General features: G+C 60.1%; 19 protein-coding genes and 2 pseudogenes. 9 read left to right on the plus strand and 12 right to left on the minus strand.

Annotation, left to right across the window (positions count from 1 at the left end; all coding sequences use genetic code 11):
• Positions 1–26: 26 nt before the first annotated feature.
• Together NL64_RS30715 and NL64_RS24785 are read right to left on the minus strand one after the other, a co-directional pair.
• Positions 27–287, minus strand: a pseudogene (locus NL64_RS30715) (tRNA threonylcarbamoyladenosine dehydratase); the annotation flags it as partial.
• Positions 288–289: 2 nt separating this feature from the next.
• Positions 290–869 (minus strand): annotated as a pseudogene (locus NL64_RS24785) (tRNA threonylcarbamoyladenosine dehydratase); the annotation flags it as partial.
• 218 nt (positions 870–1,087) lie between these two features.
• Here NL64_RS24785 and NL64_RS24790 point away from each other — a divergent pair.
• The 4 genes from NL64_RS24790 to NL64_RS24805 all read left to right on the plus strand — a co-directional run bounded on the left by NL64_RS24790 (position 1,088) and on the right by NL64_RS24805 (position 6,284).
• A complete protein-coding gene (locus NL64_RS24790) occupies positions 1,088–3,676 on the plus strand; it encodes a glycosyltransferase (protein WP_034150714.1) in 2,589 nt (862 codons plus the stop codon).
• Positions 3,677–3,864: 188 nt separating this feature from the next.
• Positions 3,865–5,016 carry a succinyl-diaminopimelate desuccinylase gene (gene dapE / locus NL64_RS24795; protein ID WP_034150715.1) on the plus strand — a complete coding sequence of 384 codons (1,152 nt, stop codon included), beginning with the start codon at positions 3,865–3,867 and terminating at the stop codon, positions 5,014–5,016.
• Positions 5,016–5,825 (plus strand): putative RNA methyltransferase, encoded by an 810-nt coding sequence (locus NL64_RS24800; RefSeq protein WP_034150716.1) that lies wholly within the window; start codon positions 5,016–5,018, stop codon positions 5,823–5,825. Before dapE ends, NL64_RS24800 begins: the two co-directional genes overlap by 1 nt.
• Before the next feature lie 81 nt (positions 5,826–5,906).
• Positions 5,907–6,284, plus strand: a complete 378-nt coding sequence (locus NL64_RS24805) for a hypothetical protein (RefSeq protein WP_034150717.1) — start codon at positions 5,907–5,909, stop codon at positions 6,282–6,284.
• Between the two features lie 106 nt (positions 6,285–6,390).
• Here NL64_RS24805 and NL64_RS24810 read toward each other — a convergent pair whose 3' ends face one another.
• Positions 6,391–6,600 (minus strand): cold-shock protein, encoded by a 210-nt coding sequence (locus NL64_RS24810; RefSeq protein ID WP_017336686.1) that lies wholly within the window; start codon positions 6,598–6,600, stop codon positions 6,391–6,393.
• A gap of 234 nt (positions 6,601–6,834) precedes the next feature.
• Here NL64_RS24810 and plsB point away from each other — a divergent pair, with 234 nt between their 5' ends.
• The 3 genes from plsB to NL64_RS24825 all read left to right on the plus strand — a co-directional run bounded on the left by plsB (position 6,835) and on the right by NL64_RS24825 (position 10,854).
• Entirely contained in the window at positions 6,835–9,342 is a 2,508-nt protein-coding gene (gene plsB, locus NL64_RS24815) for a glycerol-3-phosphate 1-O-acyltransferase PlsB (RefSeq protein ID WP_034150718.1), read from the plus strand.
• A gap of 91 nt (positions 9,343–9,433) precedes the next feature.
• Positions 9,434–10,027, plus strand: coding sequence for a hypothetical protein (locus tag NL64_RS24820; RefSeq protein WP_034150719.1), 594 nt, complete (start codon positions 9,434–9,436; stop codon positions 10,025–10,027).
• Positions 10,028–10,164: 137 nt separating this feature from the next.
• Complete coding sequence (locus NL64_RS24825) at positions 10,165–10,854, plus strand: DUF4197 domain-containing protein (RefSeq protein WP_034150720.1); 690 nt, start codon at positions 10,165–10,167, stop codon at positions 10,852–10,854.
• Positions 10,855–10,967: 113 nt separating this feature from the next.
• On the opposite strand, the gene NL64_RS24830 is transcribed toward NL64_RS24825, so the two are convergent.
• A complete protein-coding gene (locus NL64_RS24830; protein WP_034150721.1) occupies positions 10,968–14,033 on the minus strand; it encodes an efflux RND transporter permease subunit in 3,066 nt (1,021 codons plus the stop codon).
• Between the two features lie 6 nt (positions 14,034–14,039).
• Entirely contained in the window at positions 14,040–15,140 is a 1,101-nt protein-coding gene (locus tag NL64_RS24835) for an efflux RND transporter periplasmic adaptor subunit (RefSeq protein WP_034150722.1), read from the minus strand.
• A 93-nt stretch (positions 15,141–15,233) separates the two neighbouring features.
• Here NL64_RS24835 and NL64_RS24840 point away from each other — a divergent pair, with 93 nt between their 5' ends.
• Positions 15,234–15,872 carry a TetR/AcrR family transcriptional regulator gene (locus NL64_RS24840; RefSeq protein WP_034150723.1) on the plus strand — a complete coding sequence of 213 codons (639 nt, stop codon included), beginning with the start codon at positions 15,234–15,236 and terminating at the stop codon, positions 15,870–15,872.
• A gap of 135 nt (positions 15,873–16,007) precedes the next feature.
• On the opposite strand, the gene NL64_RS24845 is transcribed toward NL64_RS24840, so the two are convergent.
• Positions 16,008–16,790 (minus strand): class I SAM-dependent methyltransferase, encoded by a 783-nt coding sequence (locus tag NL64_RS24845; RefSeq protein ID WP_034150724.1) that lies wholly within the window; start codon positions 16,788–16,790, stop codon positions 16,008–16,010.
• Between the two features lie 93 nt (positions 16,791–16,883).
• Between NL64_RS24845 and NL64_RS24850 the strand changes: the two genes are divergently transcribed.
• Positions 16,884–17,504 (plus strand): hypothetical protein, encoded by a 621-nt coding sequence (locus tag NL64_RS24850; protein WP_034150725.1) that lies wholly within the window; start codon positions 16,884–16,886, stop codon positions 17,502–17,504.
• 3 nt (positions 17,505–17,507) lie between these two features.
• Here NL64_RS24850 and NL64_RS24855 read toward each other — a convergent pair whose 3' ends face one another.
• The 6 genes from NL64_RS24855 to adk form a co-directional block, all read right to left on the minus strand.
• Entirely contained in the window at positions 17,508–18,203 is a 696-nt protein-coding gene (locus NL64_RS24855) for an extensin-like domain-containing protein (protein ID WP_034150726.1), read from the minus strand.
• Between the two features lie 2 nt (positions 18,204–18,205).
• Positions 18,206–19,027 carry an isocitrate lyase/PEP mutase family protein gene (locus NL64_RS24860; RefSeq protein ID WP_034150727.1) on the minus strand — a complete coding sequence of 274 codons (822 nt, stop codon included), beginning with the start codon at positions 19,025–19,027 and terminating at the stop codon, positions 18,206–18,208.
• Between the two features lie 34 nt (positions 19,028–19,061).
• Positions 19,062–19,922, minus strand: a complete 861-nt coding sequence (locus NL64_RS24865) for a DUF72 domain-containing protein (RefSeq protein WP_034150728.1) — start codon at positions 19,920–19,922, stop codon at positions 19,062–19,064.
• Positions 19,922–20,227 (minus strand): hypothetical protein, encoded by a 306-nt coding sequence (locus tag NL64_RS24870; RefSeq protein ID WP_034150729.1) that lies wholly within the window; start codon positions 20,225–20,227, stop codon positions 19,922–19,924. Before NL64_RS24870 ends, NL64_RS24865 begins: the two co-directional genes overlap by 1 nt.
• Before the next feature lie 276 nt (positions 20,228–20,503).
• Positions 20,504–21,178: a tRNA (adenosine(37)-N6)-threonylcarbamoyltransferase complex dimerization subunit type 1 TsaB gene (gene tsaB / locus NL64_RS24875; RefSeq protein WP_034150730.1), complete on the minus strand. Its 675-nt coding sequence runs from the start codon at positions 21,176–21,178 to the stop codon at positions 20,504–20,506.
• A gap of 95 nt (positions 21,179–21,273) precedes the next feature.
• Positions 21,274–21,921: an adenylate kinase gene (adk, locus tag NL64_RS24880; RefSeq protein ID WP_034150731.1), complete on the minus strand. Its 648-nt coding sequence runs from the start codon at positions 21,919–21,921 to the stop codon at positions 21,274–21,276.
• Positions 21,922–22,088: the final 167 nt, after the last annotated feature.

Consider the following 22,088-nt stretch of genomic DNA (forward strand, 5'->3'; position numbering starts at 1 on the left):
CAAGCCGGCTCCTACAAGGATTGTGTTCAAGCGTTGGGTTTGACCCGCTCCGCCGGCCGGCGCACGCCCGCCACAATCTTGTCCACAGCCTTGGTCGCCGCGACCATGCCGAAGGTCGCCGTCACCATCATCACCGCGCCAAACCCGCCCGCGCAGTCGAGCTTCACGCCATCGCCGACAAAACTCTTTTGCAAGCAAATGCTGCCATCCGGTTTCGGGTAGCGCAGTTGCTCGGTGGAAAACACGCACGGCACGCTGTAATGGCGGGGCACGGGGCGGGGGAAGCTNNAATGGCGGGTCACGGTGCGGGAGAAGCCGTAGTCGCGGCGCAAAGTGGAACGCACTTTCGAGGCTAGCGGGTCATTGAACGTACGGTTGAGGTCGCAGACCTGGATCAACGTCGGATCGATCTGCCCGCCCGCACCGCCGGTGGTGATGATCTGGATCTTGCGGCGTTTGCACCAGGCGATCAGCGCCGCTTTTGCGTTGACGCTGTCGATGCAGTCGATCACGCAGTCGATGTTCGGCGTGATGTATTCGGCCATGGTGTCGCGGGTGACGAAATCAGGCACCGCGTGCACCGTGCAGTCCGGGTTGATCCCGCGCAGGCGCTCAGCCATCACTTCGACCTTGGGTTTGCCGACCGTGCTGTCCAGCGCGTGCAACTGACGGTTGGCGTTGCTGACGCAGACGTCGTCGAGGTCGAACAGGGAAATCTCGCCCACGCCGCAACGGGCCATGGCTTCCGCCGCCCAGGAACCGACGCCACCGACGCCAACGATCGCCACATGGGCTGCGCGAAGGCGCTCAAGGCCTTCGATGCCATACAAACGGGCGATACCAGCAAACCGTGGATCTTCTGCACTCATGACCATCACCTCAAAAACCGGCGCGCATTATAGGGCTTAGCAGCGGCAAGTTTTAAGTTTCAAGCTACAAGTGTAAGAACTTATGTGAAAGCACATTGCCCAATGTCCGGTATTTCCCTGTCCGGTGTACGTTCAGTGAACTGCCAGTGTAGGATGCGCGCCCTTCTGCGGCCGCCGACCGTTCATTTGTTCCACAGTCTTTGGAACCCGAAATAGCTATGTCATCGCGTAAATTTGGACTCAACCTGGTGGTGGTGCTCGCCATCGCTGCCTTGTTTACCGGCTTCTGGGCGCTGATCAATCGCCCGGTCACCGCTCCCAACTGGCCTGAACAAATCTCCGGCTTCTCGTATTCGCCGTTCCAGCAAGGCCAATTCCCACAGAAAGAACAGTATCCAACCGACGATCAAATGCGGCGCGACCTGGAGATCATGAGCAAGCTGACGGACAACATCCGTACTTACTCGGTCGACGGCACGCTGGAAAACATCCCGAAACTGGCGGAAGAGTTCGGCCTGCGGGTGACGCTGGGGATCTGGATCAGCCCGGACCAGGAACGCAACGAACGGGAAATCACCCGCGCCATCGAAATCGCCAACTCCTCGCGAAGCGTGGTTCGCGTGGTGGTCGGTAACGAGGCAATCTTTCGCAAGGAAATTACCGCTGCAGATCTAAGCGTGATCCTCGATCGTGTCCGCGCCGCCGTGAAGGTGCCGGTCACCACATCCGAGCAGTGGCACGTCTGGGAAGAACACCCGGAACTGGCCAAACACGTTGACTTGATCGCCGCGCACGTCCTGCCGTACTGGGAATTTGTCCCAATGGACAAGGCCGGCCAGTTCGTCCTCGACCGTGCCCGCGACCTGAAAAAAATGTTCCCGAAAAAACCGCTGCTGCTGTCCGAAGTGGGCTGGCCGAGCAACGGTCGCATGCGCGGTGGCGCCGATGCTTCACCGGCAGACCAGGCGATTTACCTGCGGACCCTGGTCAACAAGCTCAACCGCCAGGGCTTCAACTACTTCGTGATCGAAGCGTTTGACCAACCCTGGAAAGCCAGCGACGAAGGTTCGGTGGGCGCGTATTGGGGCGTGTTCAACGCCGCGCGCCAGCAGAAATTCAACTTTGAAGGCCCGGTGGTAGCGATTCCGCAATGGCGCGTGCTGGCCATCGGTTCGGTGGTACTGGCGCTGCTGTCGCTGACCTTGCTGATGATCGACGGCTCGGCCTTGCGCCAGCGCGGTCGCACCTTCCTGACCTTTATCGCGTTCCTCTGCGGTTCGGTGCTGGTGTGGATCGGTTATGACTACAGCCAGCAATACAGCACCTGGTTCAGCTTGACGGTGGGCTTCTTGCTTGCCCTCGGGGCACTCGGGGTGTTTATCGTGTTGTTGACCGAAGCCCATGAGCTGGCCGAGGCCGTGTGGATTCACAAGCGGCGCCGGGAATTCCTGCCGGTGGTCGGCGATTCGAGCTATCGCCCGAAAGTGTCGATCCACGTGCCGTGCTACAACGAGCCGCCGGAGATGGTCAAACAGACCCTCAATGCACTGGCCAACCTCGACTATCCGGACTTCGAAGTCCTGATCATCGACAACAACACCAAGGACCCGGCGGTCTGGGAACCGGTCCGCGATTATTGCGAAACCCTCGGCCCGCGCTTCAAGTTCTTCCACGTCGCGCCGCTGGCCGGTTTCAAGGGTGGCGCGCTGAATTACCTGATTCCACACACCGCCAAGGATGCCGAAGTGATCGCGGTGATCGACTCCGATTACTGTGTGCACCCGAACTGGCTCAAGCACATGGTGCCGCACTTCGCCGATCCGAAAATCGCCGTGGTGCAGTCGCCGCAAGACTATCGCGACCAGAACGAAAGCACCTTCAAGAAGCTCTGCTACGCGGAATACAAAGGCTTCTTCCACATCGGCATGGTGACTCGCAACGACCGTGACGCGATCATCCAGCACGGCACCATGACCATGACCCGCCGCTCGGTGCTCGAAGAATTGGGCTGGGCCGACTGGTGCATCTGTGAAGACGCCGAGCTGGGTCTGCGGGTATTCGAAAAAGGCTTGTCGGCGGCGTATTACCACGACAGCTACGGCAAGGGCCTGATGCCCGATACCTTTATCGACTTCAAGAAACAGCGCTTCCGCTGGGCCTACGGTGCGATTCAGATCATCAAGCGTCACACCCGCAGCCTGCTGCGCGGCAAGGACACCGAACTGACTCGCGGCCAGCGCTACCACTTCCTCGCGGGCTGGTTGCCGTGGGTGGCCGACGGCATGAACATCTTCTTCACCGTCGGCGCGTTGTTGTGGTCGGCGGCGATGATCATCGTGCCGCAGCGGGTCGATCCGCCGCTGCTGATTTTCGCGATCCCGCCGTTGGCGCTGTTCGTGTTCAAGGTCGGCAAGATCATCTTCCTCTACCGTCGTGCGGTGGGTGTGAACCTGAAAGACGCGTTCTGCGCGGCGCTGGCCGGGCTGGCGCTGTCGCACACCATCGCCAAAGCGGTGCTGTACGGTTTCTTCACCAGCAGCATTCCGTTTTTCCGCACACCGAAGAACGCCGATAACCACGGCTTCTGGGTGGCAATTTCGGAGGCTCGCGAAGAAGTGTTCATCATGTTGCTGCTGTGGAGCGCGGCGCTGGGGATCTTCCTGGTGAACGGCTTGCCGAGCAACGACATGCGCTTCTGGGTGACCATGTTGCTGGTGCAGTCGCTGCCGTACCTGGCGGCGCTGATCATGGCGTTCCTGTCGTCGCTGCCGAAACCGTCGGTGGAAGCGGAACCGGCAACGGCATAATCCGTTACTGGTTAACGTCAAACGGCGGCCTTCGGGCCGCCGTTTTGCTTTAGAATGATCGCCCTTTTGCACTGTAGGAGCTGCAGAAGGCTGCGATCTTTTGATCTTTGCTGTTCAAAATCAAGATCAAAAGATCGCAGCCTTCGGCAGCTCCTGCAGGTTTATCGTGCGCACCTCGGAGCTTTTACATGACGGCCCACGCCGACCTTTCGCCGACCCTTCAACTCGCCATCGACCTGATCCGCCGTCCGTCCGTGACGCCGGTCGACGCCGATTGCCAGAAGCAGATGATGCAGCGCCTGGGCGATGCCGGTTTTGCGCTTGAGCCAATGCGCATCGAAGATGTGGATAACTTCTGGGCCACCCACGGTAAACACGACGGCCCGGTGCTTTGCTTCGCCGGTCACACCGACGTGGTGCCGACCGGCCCGGTCACCGCCTGGCAGATCGACCCGTTCAACGCAGTAATCGATGAACACGGCATGCTCTGCGGCCGCGGCGCGGCGGACATGAAAGGCAGCCTGGCGTCGATGACCGTGGCCGCCGAACGTTTTGTCGCCGACTACCCGGACCACAAGGGCAAGGTCGCCTTCCTGATCACCAGCGACGAAGAAGGCCCGGCACACCACGGCACCAAGGCTGTGGTTGAACGTCTGGCGGCGCGCAAGGAGCGTCTGGACTGGTGCATCGTCGGCGAACCATCGAGCACCACGCTGGTCGGCGACGTGGTCAAGAACGGCCGTCGCGGTTCTCTCGGCGCCAAACTGACCGTCCGCGGCGTGCAGGGCCACGTGGCCTATCCGCACCTGGCGAAAAACCCGATCCACCTCGCCGCCCCGGCGCTGGCCGAACTGGCCGCCGAGCATTGGGACCACGGCAACGATTTCTTCCCGCCGACCAGTTTCCAGATCTCCAACGTCAACTCCGGCACCGGTGCGACCAACGTGATTCCGGGTGATCTGGTGGCGGTATTCAACTTCCGTTTCTCCACCGAGTCCACGGTCGAAGGCCTGCAAAAACGCGTGGCCGACATCCTCGACAAGCATGGCCTGGACTGGCACATCGACTGGGCCTTGTCCGGTCTGCCTTTCCTCACCGAGCCGGGCGCGCTGCTCGATGCGGTGTCGTCGAGCATCAAGGACATCACCGGTCGCGAAACCAAGGCGTCCACCAGCGGTGGCACCTCCGACGGTCGTTTCATTGCGACCATGGGTACGCAAGTGGTTGAGCTGGGGCCGGTCAACGCGACCATCCACCAGGTCAACGAGCGCGTGCTGGCCGCGGACCTCGACGTGCTGACCGAGATCTACTACCAGACCATGATCAAGTTGCTCGCCTGATGCTGGCTTGCCCGATCTGCAGCGAACCGCTGAACGCGGTGGACAACGGCGTGGTGTGCCCCGCAGGGCATCGTTTCGACCGTGCGCGCCAGGGTTACCTGAACCTGTTGCCGGTGCAGCACAAGAACAGCCGAGACCCTGGGGACAACCAGGCGATGGTCGAAGCCCGTCGCGACTTCTTGAATGCCGGCCATTACGCGCCGGTGGCCAAGCGCCTGGCGGAACTCGCCGCTGGTTATGCGCCGCAACGCTGGCTCGACATCGGTTGTGGCGAGGGTTACTACACCGCGCAAATCGCCGATGCTTTACCGGATGCGGACGGCTATGCCCTGGACATTTCCCGGGAAGCGGTCAAACGCGCCTGCAAACGCAACCCTCGGTTGACCTGGTTGATCGCCAGCATGGCCCGTGTGCCATTGGCCCCGGGCAGTTGCCAGTTTCTGGCCAGCGTCTTCAGCCCACTGGATTGGGAAGAAGCCAAACGCCTGCTCAGCCCCGGCGGCGGCCTGATGAAAGTCGGACCGACCAGCGGCCACCTGATGGAATTGCGCGAGCGGTTGTACGACGAAGTCCGCGAGTACATTGACGACAAGCATCTGGACCTGGTGCCTGACGGTATGGCGCTGCAACACAGCGAGACCCTGACATTCAAACTGGTATTGGAAAGTGGTCAGGACCGCGCCAACCTGTTGGCCATGACGCCCCACGGCTGGCGCGCCAGCGCTGAACGTCGGGCAGCCGTCATCGAACAGGCAGAGCCGTTCGAGGTCACCGTCTCGATGCGCTACGATTATTTCGTTCTTCAATAATGTTCAATTTTGGTCTTGGGCAATGACCCAAGGCCGGCTAAATCCGCGAATGGATTTTTCAGACCCGCAATGAGGACATCCATGCGCCAACCCGATATCGAGATTTACCTGAAAGACGCCGACGTCGACCACAAAGCCATTTCCGCCTGGCTTGGCTCGGCATTGGGCCCGTGCACCGACTGGGTCCAGAAAGGCCAGACCTACAAGTGCAAGGCCGGCAACGTGCCGGTGACCTGGCTGCCGAAAGCCGTAGGAAAGTGGAACAGCTTGTACCTGGAAAGTGACCAGACGCCTTGGGAAGACGACATCGCCTGCGCCCGCGCTGCGTTTGCCGCGCTTAACGTGGAAGTACGTTGCGCGCCGGGCACCTGGGTCGAGGAAGAAGGCGAAGAGACGGCTGATCGCTGGATTCGTATCAGTGCCGATGGTGAAGAAGAGATCACCTGGAAAACCGCGTAATCCGAGAGCAATCTGAACCTGTAGGAGCCGGCTTGCTGGCGATCATGCCGACGCGGTCTGCCTGACACTCCGCCATCGCTGGCAAGTCAGCTCCTACAAGGTCTTCTTACAAGCCGACGACGTCTTCGGCCTGCAAACCCTTCTCTCCCGTCACCACAGCATATTCAACCTGCTGGCCTTCAGTCAGCGAGCGATGCCCCTCGCCGCGAATCGCGCGGTAGTGCACGAACACATCCACCCCGTCCGCGCGCTGAATAAAACCGTAGCCCTTGGCGTCGTTGAACCACTTCACGTTGCCGGTTTCACGTGTTGCCATCTGTTCATACTCCTTTTTTATTATTGATCGGGCTTTTCGCAGGAAAGCCTCGGGAACGTTGCTTGCACTGATCGGTGCCACTGTCTGGCCAGTGCGGGCTCGCCGAGTATATGCCAGGCGTTAAAACTCTCAAACGGAGTTTACTTAAGTGCTTTTTTGCCGATTTTCGATGAATCCGGCACACTGTCAGCCCCCCGAGAAAACGCTCGGTTTACTCACTCACGCAGAAGCCGTATGACCCGTTCCCCGTTCCGCCGTCTTGTGTTTGGCACCCTGCGCCGACTGTTGTACCTCTGGGTTCGCTCGGAGACGATCAACCAGTCGTCGTTCACCCTCAACCTCGACCGCAGTCGTCCGGTGTTCTATGTCCTGCAAAACCCTTCGCTGACCGACCTCGCCGTGGTCGACACCGAGTGCCGCAAGGCTGGTTTGCCACGCCCGGTGCTGCCGGTCTCGGTCGGCAACCTGCTGGAACCGGCGGCGTTCTTCTACCTGACGCCAGACCCCGACTGGCTCGGTCGCCAGGACAAGCGCGGTGCGCCGCCGACCCTGACCCGCCTGGTCAGCGCCCTGAGCCAGAACGCTGCCGAAGATGCGCAGATCATTCCGGTCAGCGTGTTCTGGGGCCAGTCGCCGGACAGCGAAAACAGCCCCTGGAAACTGCTGTTCGCCGACAGCTGGGCCGTCACCGGGCGCCTGCGCCGATTGCTCAGCATCATCGTGCTGGGACGCAAGACCCGTGTGCAATTCTCCGCGCCGATCCATCTGCGCGAGCTGATCGACCACAACAAGGGCCACGAACGCACCGTGCGCATGGCCCAGCGCATCCTGCGGGTGCACTTCCGCAATCTGAAGGCCGCCGTCATCGGCCCGGACATTTCCCACCGTCGCAATCTGGTCAAGGGCCTGATCAACCAGCCTCTGGTCAAGCAAGCCATCCTCGACGAAGCCGAGCGCGAGAACATCTCGCCGGAAAAAGCCAAGGCCCAGGCTCTGCGCTACGGCAACGAGATCGCCTCGGACTACACCTACACCGCAATCCGCTTCCTCGAAGTGGTCTTGAGCTGGTTCTGGAACAAGATTTACGACGGCATCAAGGTCAACCACATCGAAGGCGTGCAGAAGGTCGCCCAGGGTCACGAAGTGATCTACGTGCCGTGCCATCGCAGCCACATCGACTACCTGTTGCTTTCGTACCTGCTGTTCCGCAACGGCCTGACCCCGCCGCACATTGCCGCCGGGATCAACCTGAACATGCCCGTAATCGGCAGCCTGCTGCGGCGTGGCGGCGCGTTTTTCATGCGCCGCACGTTCAAAGGCAACCCGCTCTACACCTCGGTGTTCAACGAATACCTGCATACCCTGTTCACCAAGGGTTTCCCGGTGGAGTACTTCGTCGAGGGCGGCCGTTCGCGCACCGGACGCATGCTGCAACCGAAAACCGGGATGCTGGCGATCACAATGCGCAGCTTCCTGCGCTCCTCGCGCATGCCGATCGTGTTCGTGCCGGTGTACATCGGTTATGAGCGCGTGCTGGAAGGCCGCACTTACCTAGGCGAACTGCGTGGCGCCACCAAGAAGAAAGAATCGATCTTCGACATTTTCAAAGTCATCGGCGCGCTCAAGCAGCGCTTCGGTCAGGTGGCGGTGAACTTCGGCGAGCCGATCAAACTGGCGGAATTCCTCGACAGCGAACAGCCCGACTGGCGCAAGCAGGAACTCGGTCCGCAGTTCAAGCCGGCCTGGCTCAACGAAACCACCAACCGCCTCGGCGAAAAAGTCGCGCAGCACTTGAACGAAGCAGCGGCGATCAACCCGGTGAATCTGGTGGCGCTGGCGCTGCTGTCCACTAGCCGTTTGGCCCTTGACGATCGTGCAATGGCGCGGGTGCTCGACCTGTATCTGGCGCTGTTGCGCAAAGTGCCTTACTCGCCGCACACCACGCTGCCGGAGGGTGATGGCCGGGCGCTGATCGAGCATGTGAAGGACATGGACCTGCTGTCCGAGCAGAGCGATGCCCTGGGCAAGATTCTCTATCTGGATGAGCAGAACGCCGTCCTGATGACCTACTACCGCAATAATGTGCTGCACATCTTCGCGCTGCCGTCACTGTTGGCGAGCTTCTTCCAGAGCGCCTCGCGCATGAGCCGCGAACAGATCCTGCGCTACACCCGCGCGCTGTATCCGTACCTGCAAGCTGAGCTGTTCATTCGCTGGTCGCTGGACGAACTGGATGCGGTGATCGATCAATGGCTCGAAGCGTTCGTCGAGCAAGGCCTGCTGCGCGTCGAGAACGACGTCTACCTGCGTCCGGCGCCGAGTTCGCGGCACTTTGTGCTGCTGACGCTGCTGTCGAAAAGCATTGCCCAGACCCTGCAGCGTTTCTACATGACCGTCTCGCTGCTGCTCAACAGCGGCCAGAACAGCATCAGCGCCGAAGAGCTGGAGGACTTGTGCACGGTCATGGCCCAGCGCCTGTCGATCCTGCACGGCCTGAACGCCCCGGAATTCTTCGACAAGAGCCTGTTCCGCCACTTCATCCAGACCATGCTCGACCTCGACGTGCTCAAGCGCGATGAAGCCGGCAAGCTGAGCTATCACGAACTGCTCGGCGAACTGGCCGAAGGCGCGGCGAAACGGGTATTGCCGGCGGATATTCGTTTGTCGATTCGCCAAGTGGCTCTGCATCGCAGTGAAGATGCGGCGGATCAGGCTCAATCGAAGCCGACTGTTACTTCCTGATAACGACTATAAGAACAAGGATGTTCTTATATCTATTGAGTTATGAATTAATAGACCACTCCATATAAATGGTCCAGATACGGATATCGCCATGAACTTTTCAGATCAATACATTACCCTTACTCTTAGTTTGCCAGACGACTTTCTCCCTCCCAGCGACGGCGAAGGTGAAACGTATATAAGCATTCAAACTGCAAACTCCTCAAACCCTGTCAATGTCGCACAATACAAAGAGCCGATACTGCGCAGCGGACGCTGGAATTATTATTTTGCACACACCTATTCAGATGTCAGCGTCAAATACCGCGTGAACGTCAGCATGTCCCACAACGGCTCCCCACTGCTGATTGACCTGGACTACTTCGTAATCGCCCACCGTGCACCCCACCGCCAAACCCTGCACTTAAGTCCTATTGGTCGCCTCTACGTTCAGGCTCAAGAACCTGAAGCGGTCGAACCTGAACATGCAGTTACTATCGTCGCCCATGAGCACGACAATGCGCAGATGCAACTTACTCAAATACATATCAGTAAAAAAATGGCAGAGGCGTTCTATCTGGAATACGATCCAGATACTGTTGTACCGGGTAACCGCTATACCCTGGCGGCCACTGAAAATGAATATCGCAATGCCATAGAGGTCTACCCCGGCACCGTTGTATTGAAACCCTTTAGCAGATCCTGAAAAGATCTTTTCATATTAAGCGGGGCGAAATTGCTGAAAAAAACCGCTAGATTGTCGCCGCTGGCCGCGACCCGCAGCCACTGAAAATCCGCATCGACGCGTTTCGCTAAATTCGCCTTTCGACCAAGGAAGCCTCCATGTTTCGCCCTACCCTCCGTTTCGCCGGCCTGTGCGCAGGTTTGATGATCTCCGCCAGCGCCCTGGCGCTGTCCCTCAGCGACCTGTCGCAAAACGACGCCACCGGCGGACTCAAGGACGCGCTGACCCAAGGTGCGCAACTGGCTGTTAAACAACTCGGCGCACCGGGCGGCTTCAGCAACAACCCAGACGTGAAGATCGAACTGCCGGGTAAACTGGGCAAGGTCGCCAGCAAAATGAAACAGTTCGGCATGGGGGATCAGGTCGATCAACTGGAAACCAGCATGAACAAAGCGGCGGAAACCGCCGTGACCCAGGCCCAGCCGATCCTCGTGGACGCGGTGAAGAAAATGACGGTGGAAGATGCCAAGGGCATTCTCAGCGGCGGCAACGATTCGGCTACGCAGTACCTGAACAAAACCAGCCGCGAACAGATCCGCGCCAAGTTCCTGCCAATCGTCAAGCAAGCCACCGACCAGGTCGGCCTGGCCAAGCAATACAACTCGTTCGCCGGCCAAGCCGCCACTCTGGGCGTGGTCGACGCGAAGAATGCCAATGTCGAAAACTACGTCACCGAGCAGGCGCTGAACGGCCTGTTCGAGATGATCGGCAAACAGGAAGAAACCATCCGCAAGAACCCGGCGGCTGCGGCGACCAGTCTCGCGAAAAAAGTGTTTGGCACGCTCTAACCAAAACCGCAAAAACCTGTAGGAGCTGCCGAAGGCTGCGATCTTTTGATCTTAAAAAATCAAGATCAAAAGATCGCAGCCTGCGGCAGCTCCTACAAGAGATCGCTTACGGCTCAGGCCGGCTCTTTCTTGACCCGGAACCAGGCCGCATACAACGCCGGCAAGAACAGCAACGTCAACGCCGTCGCCACGATCAACCCGCCCATGATCGCCACCGCCATCGGCCCGAAAAACACACTGCGCGACAGCGGAATCATCGCCAGAACAGCGGCCAGCGCGGTCAACACGATCGGCCGGAACCGCCGCACCGTGGCCTCGATAATTGCCTGCCAAGGCTTCAACCCGGCCGCAATGTCCTGCTCGATCTGATCCACCAGAATCACCGAGTTGCGCATGATCATCCCCGACAACGCGATGGTCCCGAGCATGGCGACAAAACCAAACGGCTGACGGAACACCATCAGGAACAACGTCACCCCGATCAACCCCAACGGCGCCGTCAGAAACACCATCGCCGTGCGTGAGAAACTGCGCAGTTGCAGCATCAGCAATGTCAGCACCACGACGATAAAAAGCGGCACGCCAGCCTTCACCGAGTTCTGCCCGCGTGCCGAGTCTTCCACGGTGCCACCGACATCCAGCAAGTACCCGTCCGGCAGCTCGGCGCGGATTGGATCAAGGGTCGGCATGATCTGCTGCACCAGGGTCGCCGGTTGTTCCTTGCCGTAAATGTCCGCACGCACCGTCACGTTGGGCAGGCGATTACGATGCCAGATCACGCCTTCTTCAAAGCCGTATTCCAGCGTCGCGATCTGCGACAGGGCCACGCTGCGCCCGTTGTCGGTCGGCACTGCCAGGCTTGGCAGCAACGACAGTTCGGTACGCTCATGCAAGGTGCCGCGCAGGAGGATCTCGATCAACTCGTTGTCTTCGCGGTACTGGCTGACGCTGGAACCCGTGAGTGAGCTCTGCAAGAACTTCGACAGGTTCGACGTGCTGACGCCCAGTGCCCGCGCGCGGTCCTGATCGACGTTCAGATACACGACTTTGCTCGGTTCTTCCCAGTCCAGGTGAACGTTGACCACATGCGGGTTCTCACGAACCTTGGCCGCGACTTTGCGTGCCAGCGCGCGGACTTCCTCGATGTGTTCCCCGGTCACCCGGAATTGCACCGGATAGCCAACCGGCGGGCCGTTTTCCAGGCGCGTGACCCGCGAGCGCAGGGCCGGGAATTGCTCGTTGAGCGTTGCGATCAGCCAGGTGCGCAGGCTTTCGCGCTCCTCGATGGTTTTCGCCAGGACGACAAACTGGGCGAAGCTCGCCGCAGGCAATTGCTGATCCAGAGGTAGGTAAAAACGCGGCGAACCGGTTCCGACGTAGGCCACGTAATTGTCTATTCCGGCTTTGTCCTTGAGCAATGCTTCGAGGCGTTTGACCTCTTCGGCGGTGTTGCTCAGCGACGCGCCTTCGGCCAGTTTCAAATCGACCATCAACTCCAGTCGGCCCGATGCCGGGAAAAACTGCTGTGGCACAAAACGGAACAGCACGATGGACGCAATGAACAGCACCACCGTCGCCGTGATCACGGTTTTACGCCAGCGCACACACCACTCCACCAGGCGCCGGACGCGCTGATAGAACGGCGTGCCGTAAGGATCGGGTTGGCCTGTGCCGTGTTTCGCTGCGTGAATTTTCGCCAGGTCCGGAAGGAGTTTTTCCCCGAGATAAGGTACGAAAAGTACGGCAGCCACCCAGGACGCCAGCAGCGCGATGGTGACAACTTCAAAGATCGAACGGGTGTATTCGCCCGTGCCCGATTGTGCGGTGGCAATCGGCAGGAAACCGGCGGCGGTGATCAGCGTACCGGTGAGCATCGGGAACGCGGTGCTGGTCCAGGCATAGCTCGCGGCCTTGATCCGGTCGAAGCCCTGCTCCATTTTGATCGCCATCATTTCCACGGCGATGATCGCGTCGTCCACCAGCAAACCCAGCGCCAGCACCAGCGCGCCGAGGGAAATCTTGTGCAGGCCGATGCCGAGGTAATACATGCAGGCAAACGTCATGGCCAGCACCAGCGGAATCGCCAGTGCGACCACCATCCCAGTGCGCATGCCGAGGGAGAAGAAGCTCACCAGCAGCACAATCGCCAGCGCTTCCACCAGCACCTGCACGAACTCGCCGACGCCGGTTTTCACCGCCGCTGGTTGATCGGAAACCTTGCGCAGTTGCATGCCGGCCGGGAGGTTTTTCTGGATGCGATCGAACTCGACTTCCAACGCCTTGCCCAGCACCAGAATGTCGCCACCGTCCTTCATGGCGACGGCCAGCCCGATGGCGTTTTCGGCCATGAAGCGCATGCGCGGTGCGGGAGGATCGTTGAAACCACGGCGCACATCCGCCACATCGGAGATACGGAACGTGCGATCACCGACCCGTATCGGAAAGTTTTTTATCTCATCGACTGTCTGAAAATTCCCCGAAACCCGTAGCTGCAAACGCTCGCTGCTGGTTTCAAAGAAGCCGGCGGTGGACACCGCGTTCTGCTCTTCCAACGCCTGTTGCACCGCCGCCAACGGCAAGCCCAGGGTGGCGAGCTTGACGTTGGAGAGCTCGATCCAGATCTTTTCGTCCTGCAACCCGAGCAACTCGACCTTGCCCACATCCTTCACGCGTTGCAGCTGGATCTGGATGCGGTCGGCGTAATCCTTGAGCACGGCGTAGTCGAAACCGTCGCCGGTCAGGGCGTAGATATTGCCGAACGTGGTGCCGAATTCATCGTTGAAGAACGGCCCCTGAATACCCGGCGGCAAGGTGTGGCGGATGTCGCTGACCTTCTTGCGCACCTGATACCAGAGTTCCGGGATTTCCACCGAGTGCATGGAATCGCGGGCGATGAACGTCACCTGGGATTCACCCGGACGGGAGAACGACACGATGCGTTCGTACTCGCCGGTTTCCATCAGCTTCTTTTCAATGCGTTCAGTGACCTGGCGCGAGACTTCCTGCGCCGTCGCCCCCGGCCAGTTGGTGCGGATCACCATGGCTTTGAAGGTGAAAGGCGGGTCTTCACTTTGGCCGAGTTTGGTGTAGGAAATTGCGCCGACGATGGCCAGCAACAGCATCAGGAACAGTACGATCTGGCGATTACGCAGCGCCCATTCGGAAAGATTGAAGCCCATCGGGGATTACTCCTTGTCCGCCAGATTGACCACGCGGTTGGAGCGATCCACCGGGCGCACGGATTGCCCGTCGAGAAGGACATGGACGCCGGCAGCCACTACCCAGTCGCTGGCGTTCAAGCCTTCGAGCACCGGCACGGTTTTCTCACCGAAAGCGCCGACCCGCACCGGGGTTTTCTTCAAGGTGTTATTGGCGCTGACGACCCAGACGTAGGTCACGCCGTTTTCCGCCGTCAGTGCAGAGAGCGGCACCGACAACGGCACCGCCTCGGCCGTCTGCACGAACACCCGGGCGCTCTGGCCGAGCTCGGCCGGGACCTTGCCACCGGTGAATGCGATGCGGGCGGCGAAGGTGCGGGACTTCGGATCGGCCGCAGGCGACAGTTCACGGATGCGCCCGGCGAAGCGCTGATCCGGTTGCGTCCACAGTTCCACCGACACCGGCTGACCCACCTTGAAACGGCCGAAGCTCTGTTCCGGCAAGCTGATCAACACTTCGCGCTCGCCATCGGTGGCCAGGGTAAACACCGTCTGCCCGGCCGCGACCACTTGCCCGACTTCCACCGAGCGCTTGGCGACCACGCCATCCTGCGGCGCACGCAATACCGCGTAACTGGCCTGATTGGTCGAAACGTTGAATTCGGCTTTGATTTGTTTGAGACGCGCTTCACCGGAACGGTAAAGGTTTTCGTGATTGTCGTACTGCGAGCGGCTGACCAGTTGACGATCCATCAACGTTTTATAGCGATCACGCTCGGCACGCACCATGCTCAGATTCGCCTCGGCGGCCGCGACCTGGGCGCGAGTGGCCTCCAGTTGCAGGCGCACGTCTTGCGGATCGAGCTCGGCCAACGGTTGATCGGCCTTGACCCGCTGCCCCTCGTCGACCAGTCGTCGGCTGACTTTGCCGCCGATGCGAAACGCAAGGTCCGGCTCGTAACGGGCGCGGACTTCACCGGGATAGCTTTCGGTCGCCTGCGCCGAAGGCTCTGGCTGAACCACCATGGCCGGTCGAATGCTGACTTGAGGCGCCTCTTCGTGACCACACGCCGTCAATAAAAACGCCAGGCTGACTGGCAACGCGAGGGGCAAGGCATAGCGGAACATGGTGAACGACCTTTCGCTAATGGTGCTTGGAATAATTATACTGACCGGTATGGTATTAATAGCAAACTCACCAGTCCAGTAATAAAAGCGCATATGCCGAACAATCTTTCAGCACCTAACGGCCCCGGCCGTCCTAAGGATCTGGCCAAGCGCCAGGCGATCCTCGACGCGGCGAAAACGCTGTTTCTGACCAAGGGTTACGCCAACACCAGCATGGACGCCGTGGCGGCCGAGGCCGGTGTGTCGAAGCTGACCGTCTACAGCCATTTCAACGACAAGGAAACGCTGTTCTCCGCCGCCGTGATGGCCAAGTGCGAGGAGCAACTGCCGCCACTGTTCTTTGAATTGCCGGAAGGCGTTGCAGTGGAAGCGGTGCTATTGAACATCGCGCGCGGGTTTCATCAGCTGATCAACAGCGATGAATCGGTGAACCTGCACCGCTTGATGATGACCCTCGGCAGCCAGGACCCGAAACTTTCGCAGATCTTCTTCGAGGCCGGCCCACAACGGATGCTGCATGGCATGGAGCGCTTGTTGAGCAAGATCGATCAGAGCGGCGCGTTGAGCATCGACAAACCGCACAATGCGGCTGAGCATTTCTTCTGCCTGCTCAAGGGCGCGGGGAATTTTCGCTTGCTGTATGGCTGCGGAGATCCGCTGACCGGGGATGCGGCCGAGAGCCATGTGCAGGAAGTGGTGGGGTTGTTTATGCGGGCTTTTCGGCCTGAGTGAGTCATAGGCTCAGAGTATCTGGCCTGACGCCATCGCGGGCAAGCCCGCTCCCACAGGGTCCGGAGTGTTCTCAAATATTGTGTTCGACACAAATACTGTGGGAGCGGGCTTGCCCGCGATGGCGGCGACTAGATCTTACGGCTTAAGCGCTTTTTTTGGATAAATGTCATACCGGCTCGACTTGCCATCCAGCGCATGACTCGGCTTCGGCCCTTCGATACAAGGCGCCTTGCGCGGGCGCTTGACCACCACTCGGTGCGTCGCCAAAGCCAACGCCGCTTCGAGCAATGCCGGCGCATCCTGGTCATCGCCCACCAGCGGCCGGAACAGGCGCATTTCCTTCTTCACCAACGCGGTTTTCTCACGGTGCGGGAACATCGGGTCGAGGTAGATCACCTGCGGCGGCTCGCCCTCCCAGTTACGCATCACCTCGATTGAATTGCCCTTGAGCAACCGCATGCGGGCCACAATCGGCGCTACGTCGAAATCTTCCGCGCCACGGGCCAGGCCATCTTCCAGCAAGGCACCGATCAGCGGCTGACGCTCGATTAGGCTCATCTCGCAACCGAGGCTGGCCAACACGAACGCGTCCTTGCCCAACCCGGCCGTGGCATCCAGCACCCGCGGACGCACGCCTTGGGCAATGCCGACAGCCTTGGCGATCATCTGCCCGCTGCCACCACCGTACAATCGACGATGCGCCGCGCCGCCCTCGACGAAGTCCACCCGCACCGGCCCCGGTGCGTCCGGCCCCAGCTGTTGCAACTGCAACCCCTGCTCGCCCACCTGCAACGCAAACTCACCGTCATCCACCTGCAACGGCAAGCCCAAGCGCTCGGCCCAGTGCTCGGCCTGTGGCTGAAAGGTCGCGCCCAAGGCCTCGACATGGATGCGGCACGCCGCCGGTTGCTCAATCATCGGAAAACACACTCAAAAAATTAATGATCGGCAAAAACGGCCGATAACAAAACTATCGAGCATTTTGCCAGAGCTGAGCGTCGACCGAGAGAAATGTCAGACATTCAACCCACAATCACAGGTTTTATCTCGCCTTACGGCAATTACAACCTGCGAAACACCCAGGCACTGAGCGGCGTCAGTCACATCTGGCAGGATTTCTTTGCCCGTGCGCTGGCCGATCAGTCGGGTGAGGTGCTGCCTGAATCTCTCAACTTTCCACCCGTCGACCTCGACAGCCCGGTCGAACCTACCGTCGGCAGCGACCTGCTGGCGCACATCGTTTCCCAGCGCGAATGCGATGTGACGGAGACTCCGGTCCGCCCGCCAGAACCGCTGTTCCTGCCGATTGCCGAGTTCGAAATGGACCTGGCCGACAAGCCATTCCCACCGTTCCCGCCTGAAGAAATCGTCGCTCAGCAGAAACAGCAAGACTTCGAAAGCGGCTGGGTACGTCCAATCGTGTTGACCGCAAGTCAGCCACTGCCAGAAGCCGGACCTGCCCCGCAACCGCGTCCACTGCATTTGCCGATCGCCGAGTTCGAACTCGACCTGCTGGACAAGCCGTTCCCTCCGTTCTCGCCTGAAGAGCTGATCGAGCAACAGAAACAACTCGACTTCGATAATGGCTGGGCACGCCCGATCATCCTGCAGAACCTGCGCCTCGCCGCCTGATTATCAGCGACAAAGCCACCACGGCCCGACATCGACATGAAAGTGATTGCGATGAGCGGCGTTGTAGTCCGGGCTCAAGACCACACTGAACAGTCCACAGGCGCCATCGCGGACCTGCCTTAAAAACTGTGCGTCCAGGTTATCCTTCGGCCAATCCTTGAGCACGCTGATGGTCCGGCCGTCAGCCAGGCGAAAACCGGCAATATCTAGCGCATTGGCCGACGCATGCTGACTGCGCCGACCATTCTCGCGACCGTAGACATTGCGACAGGCAAAGCTGCCGAGGTGATCGACCCGCGCGACCGCTTGCCCGTACACCGCCTGGGCGGCGGGTTGCAGGGCGTGGTGCTCGAACAGGGCAAACGACACGGCCAGCCGGCAACTGGCGAGGAAGCTGCTGCTCAGCGCCACGTCGCCGCCCTGCACACGCAAGGCGTCGGTCAGCGGGCATTTCGCGTCCGGGCTGTCGGCCTGACGGGCCACGCGCAATCCGGAGCTGCTCAACGCCTGGTTGCACAACAGCGGATCATCGCGCAGACGCATCAGTTTGTAGCGGGTCAGCAGGTTCGGCGCAGCCTTCACGTCCAGCGGCGCCCAGGGATTCCACTGCGGCGGCAGTGAGATCCAGCCGCGCCAGATGCCCGCTCCTGTCGCAGCGATGATCAACAGCACCAGCAAAAGCCACCCGCGAAACCGCATCGTCAGCCTTTGAACAATTGATTGGCCTGCGCGTAAGGCATGGAGCGCGAGGTGAAGCCGAACGTGCCGGATTTCTGGATCTCTGCAGCGGCGCGGAAAAATTCGCCATAGGCCGCCAATGCCAGCGCCGAGCCGACACTGATGCGCTTGACGCCCATTTCGCTGAGCTGGTCGACCGTCAACTTCAAGCCGCCGGACATCAACACATTGACCGGTTTCGGCGCCACGGCGCGCACGACCGCCAGCACGTCTTCAGCGCTGCGCAAACCCGGCGCGTACAGCACGTCGGCGCCTGCTTCAGCGAACGCCTGCAAGCGGCGAATGGTATCGGCCAGGTCCGGATTGCCATGCAGGAAATTCTCGGCCCTGGCCGTCAGCGTGAAAGGGAATGGCAAGCTGCGCGCGGCGGCGACGGCGGCCTCGATGCGCGCTACGGCATGGTCGAAGCAATAGATCGGACTCTCTTCGCGGCCCGTGGCGTCCTCGATCGAACCGCCAACAGCGCCGACTTCCGCCGCACGCAAAATACTCTTCGCGCAATCGGCCGGGTTGTCGGCAAAACCGTTTTCCAGATCCACCGCCACCGGCAAATCGCTGACGGCGACAATCGCTTGAACGTTCATCAGGGTATCGTCCAGGCTCAGCCCGCCATCGGGACGCGCCTTGGAAAAAGCGTACCCGGCGCTGGTGGTCGCCAGCGCCTCGAAGCCCAGGCTGGCGAGCATTTTTGCCGAACCGGCATCCCACGGGTTGGGAATGACAAAAGCCCCCTCGCGTTCGTGCAGGGCTTTGAAGGCTTGGGCTCGAAGGGTTTGCGCATCCATTTGGCAGGCTCCTGAAAAGGCGAACGAATCCGCTTCAGAGCAGGCCAAGTTGCTCGGCGGCGGGCTCTCTGTATAGCTCAGGCAGCGGCGGCAAGCCAGGTAAACGCAGCATCAATCGGGCGTGAAAACGCTGCGCCAGTTTCGCCGCCAGCACGTTGTCGGCGGTGTGCAGGAAGATGTACGGCGTGCGTCCCTCTTCAATCCACAGGGCGATTTTCTCTACCCACGGCAGCAGAAACGGGTCGTTGGCTTCGAGTTGCGGATGGCCGATGAAGCGCACCTGCGGGAACTGGGTGAACGCTGCCGGACGCGTGGGGACTCTGGGCTTTTTCGATTGCGCGTGAAGCACGGAGGGATCGGTCGAGGTGCAGCTGAACAGGGCGCGCGGATCGAGGCAAATACGCTCCACCCCGCGATCCAGCAACAACCGATTGAGCATCCGCTCGCTGTCACCCTTGGCGAAAAAATCGCCGTGCCGCACTTCCACCGCCAACGGCCGGTCGAGGGCATCGATGAAACCGGCCAGTTCGGGCAATCGTTGTGGCGTGAAGCTTTTCGACAGCTGAAGCCACAATGGCGACACCCGTCCACCGAGGGGACCGAGCAATTGGGTGAAGGTTTCGGCGGCGGTCAATTGTTCCCGCAGGTCACCGCTGTGGCTGATGTCGCCGGGGAATTTGGCGGTGAAGCGAAAATGCTCAGGCATGCTTTCGGCCCAACGCTGCACGGTGCTGGCAGCCGGGCTCGCGTAGAAGGTCGTATTGCCTTCCACGGCGTTGAAAACTTGAGAATAAAGATTAAGAAATTCGGCGGGCTTGGCGTCTGGCGGATAGAGATATTCGCGCCAGGCGCTTTCGCTCCATGACGGGCAGCCGAGGTAGTACGGCAGCAGCATCAGATGTACAGGTCGAGACCCAGCACTTGCGCATCCAGATCGACAAAACCGGCGGTGCTCAGGTAGCTGGCCAGGGCCATCGCCACGCTTTTGCTCATGGCGCGGTGATAAAGCATGTCTTGTTGGCGGGCGGGTAGATTACTCAGTTTTTGCGCAGAGGCTCTGGCGGCTTGAGCTGCCAGTTGCTCTTCGGACGGAAATTCCAGCTCGCCTTCGATATCGACGGATTCGTCTTGCGCCACACGGCCTTTGCGAGGCTTGCGCTTGATGGGGTAGGACTGAGAGGAAATGCCGTCTATACGCATAAATGCATGCTCGGTATCAGTGGTGGCAGTCTAGTGGCACATAACCCACTTCGCAAACCGCCGAGTGATAACTAGAACACATAAAGAGCAAAAGGTTTAAAAGCTGAGGTTAGAAAACGACGATTGGCTCGAGGTGGTACGCATTGTGGCGAGGGAGCTTGCTCCCGCTGGGCTGCGAAGCGGCCCCAACGATCGTCAGTTACACCCTACAGCCTGATCTTTGCGACTGCTGCGCAGCCGAGCGGGAGCAAGCTCCCTCGACACAGGGGACCGCGTTTAACGTGCCTTGGGGGTGGCAACCTTGTCCCGCAGATAAACCGGCTGCGCCTCATCGGCCACAATCGCTTCGCCACGCGCCCAGGCAAACCGCGCCAGCGTCAGCAAGTCTTCAGCATGAGGCAACATGCCGGCGTCCTGACCGATCAGGTTGACGCCGATGCGCTCGGCATAACCCCAACCGGTGCCCGCGCCGAACCAATCGCCGCTGGCGTCCGCCGGCAGTGCCGCGACTTCCGGTGGCAAAACGGCTTCAGCGCCGACCAGCCGCATCTCCCCCGCCGTTTCGCGGTAGCAGCCCCAGTACACCTCGTCCATGCGTGCGTCGATGGCGGCTGCGACTTGATTGGCGCCGTGCTCACGCAAGGCGCGTTGCGCCAATACGGCCAGGTTCGACACCGGCAACACCGGGCGATCCAACGCAAAGGCCAAGCCTTGCACCACACCAATGGCAATGCGCACACCGGTAAACGCACCCGGCCCACGTCCGAAGGCGATGGCATCAATCGCTTGCAGCGTGGTGCCGGCGTCGGCCAGCAATTGCTGGATCATCGGCAACAGCTTCTGCGCATGCAGGCGCGGAATCACCTCGTAATGGCTCGTGACTTTGCCGTCATGCAGCAAGGCAACGGAGCAAGCTTCAGTCGCGGTGTCCAGGGCCAGCAAGGTGCTCATCGATGTTTCCGTAACAAGAGGTCAGAAAAAAGTGCGTCAGTATAAACAACTACGGCCCGCAAGCGGGCCGTGGATGATGCAGCGGTTCAGACTTTTCAGCTCAGCGCTGCAAGTACCTTGGCGGTAATCGCTTCTACCGAACCGACGCCTTCGATATGGCTGTACTTCGGCTTGCCATTGGCAGCCGACAGATTCTGGTAGAAAGCCACCAGCGGTTTGGTCTGCGAATGGTAGACCGACAGGCGATGACGCACGGTTTCTTCAGTGTCGTCCTTGCGCTGTACCAGCTCTTCACCGGTGATGTCGTCTTTGCCGGCGGTTTTCGGCGGGTTGTAGACGATGTGGTACACGCGGCCGCTGGCCTCGTGAACACGGCGACCGGCGATACGCTGCACGATCTCTTCGTCTTCAACGGCGATTTCAACCACTGCGTCCAGCTCGACGCCGGCAGTCACCAGCGCTTCAGCTTGAGGAATGGTGCGCGGGAAACCGTCGAACAGGAAACCGTTGGCGCAGTCGGACTGGGCGATGCGGTCCTTGACCAGTGCGATGATCAGGTCATCGGAGACCAGGCCGCCGGCATCCATGATGCTCTTGGCTTTGATGCCCAGCTCGGTGCCGGCCTTGACCGCAGCACGCAGCATGTCGCCGGTGGAGATTTGCGGAATGCCGAATTTTTCAGTGATGAACTTTGCCTGAGTACCTTTACCGGCCCCGGGAGCTCCCAGCAGAATGACGCGCATCGATGTGCTCCTCAATTTTTTATATAGATAACGTCAGATTCGCCTCGTGGGGCCAATCTCAAAAAAGGGTCGTGACCGCCCAAACGGCCAAAGGCTGATCAAGATACACAGCAGGCTGCGCCCACACAAGCCGCCAAAAGTCGGAGAAACCGCCGCCTCTTGTGTGC

The sequence above is a fragment of the Pseudomonas fluorescens genome (assembly GCF_000802965.1).
GTDB lineage: Bacteria > Pseudomonadota > Gammaproteobacteria > Pseudomonadales > Pseudomonadaceae > Aquipseudomonas > Aquipseudomonas fluorescens_A.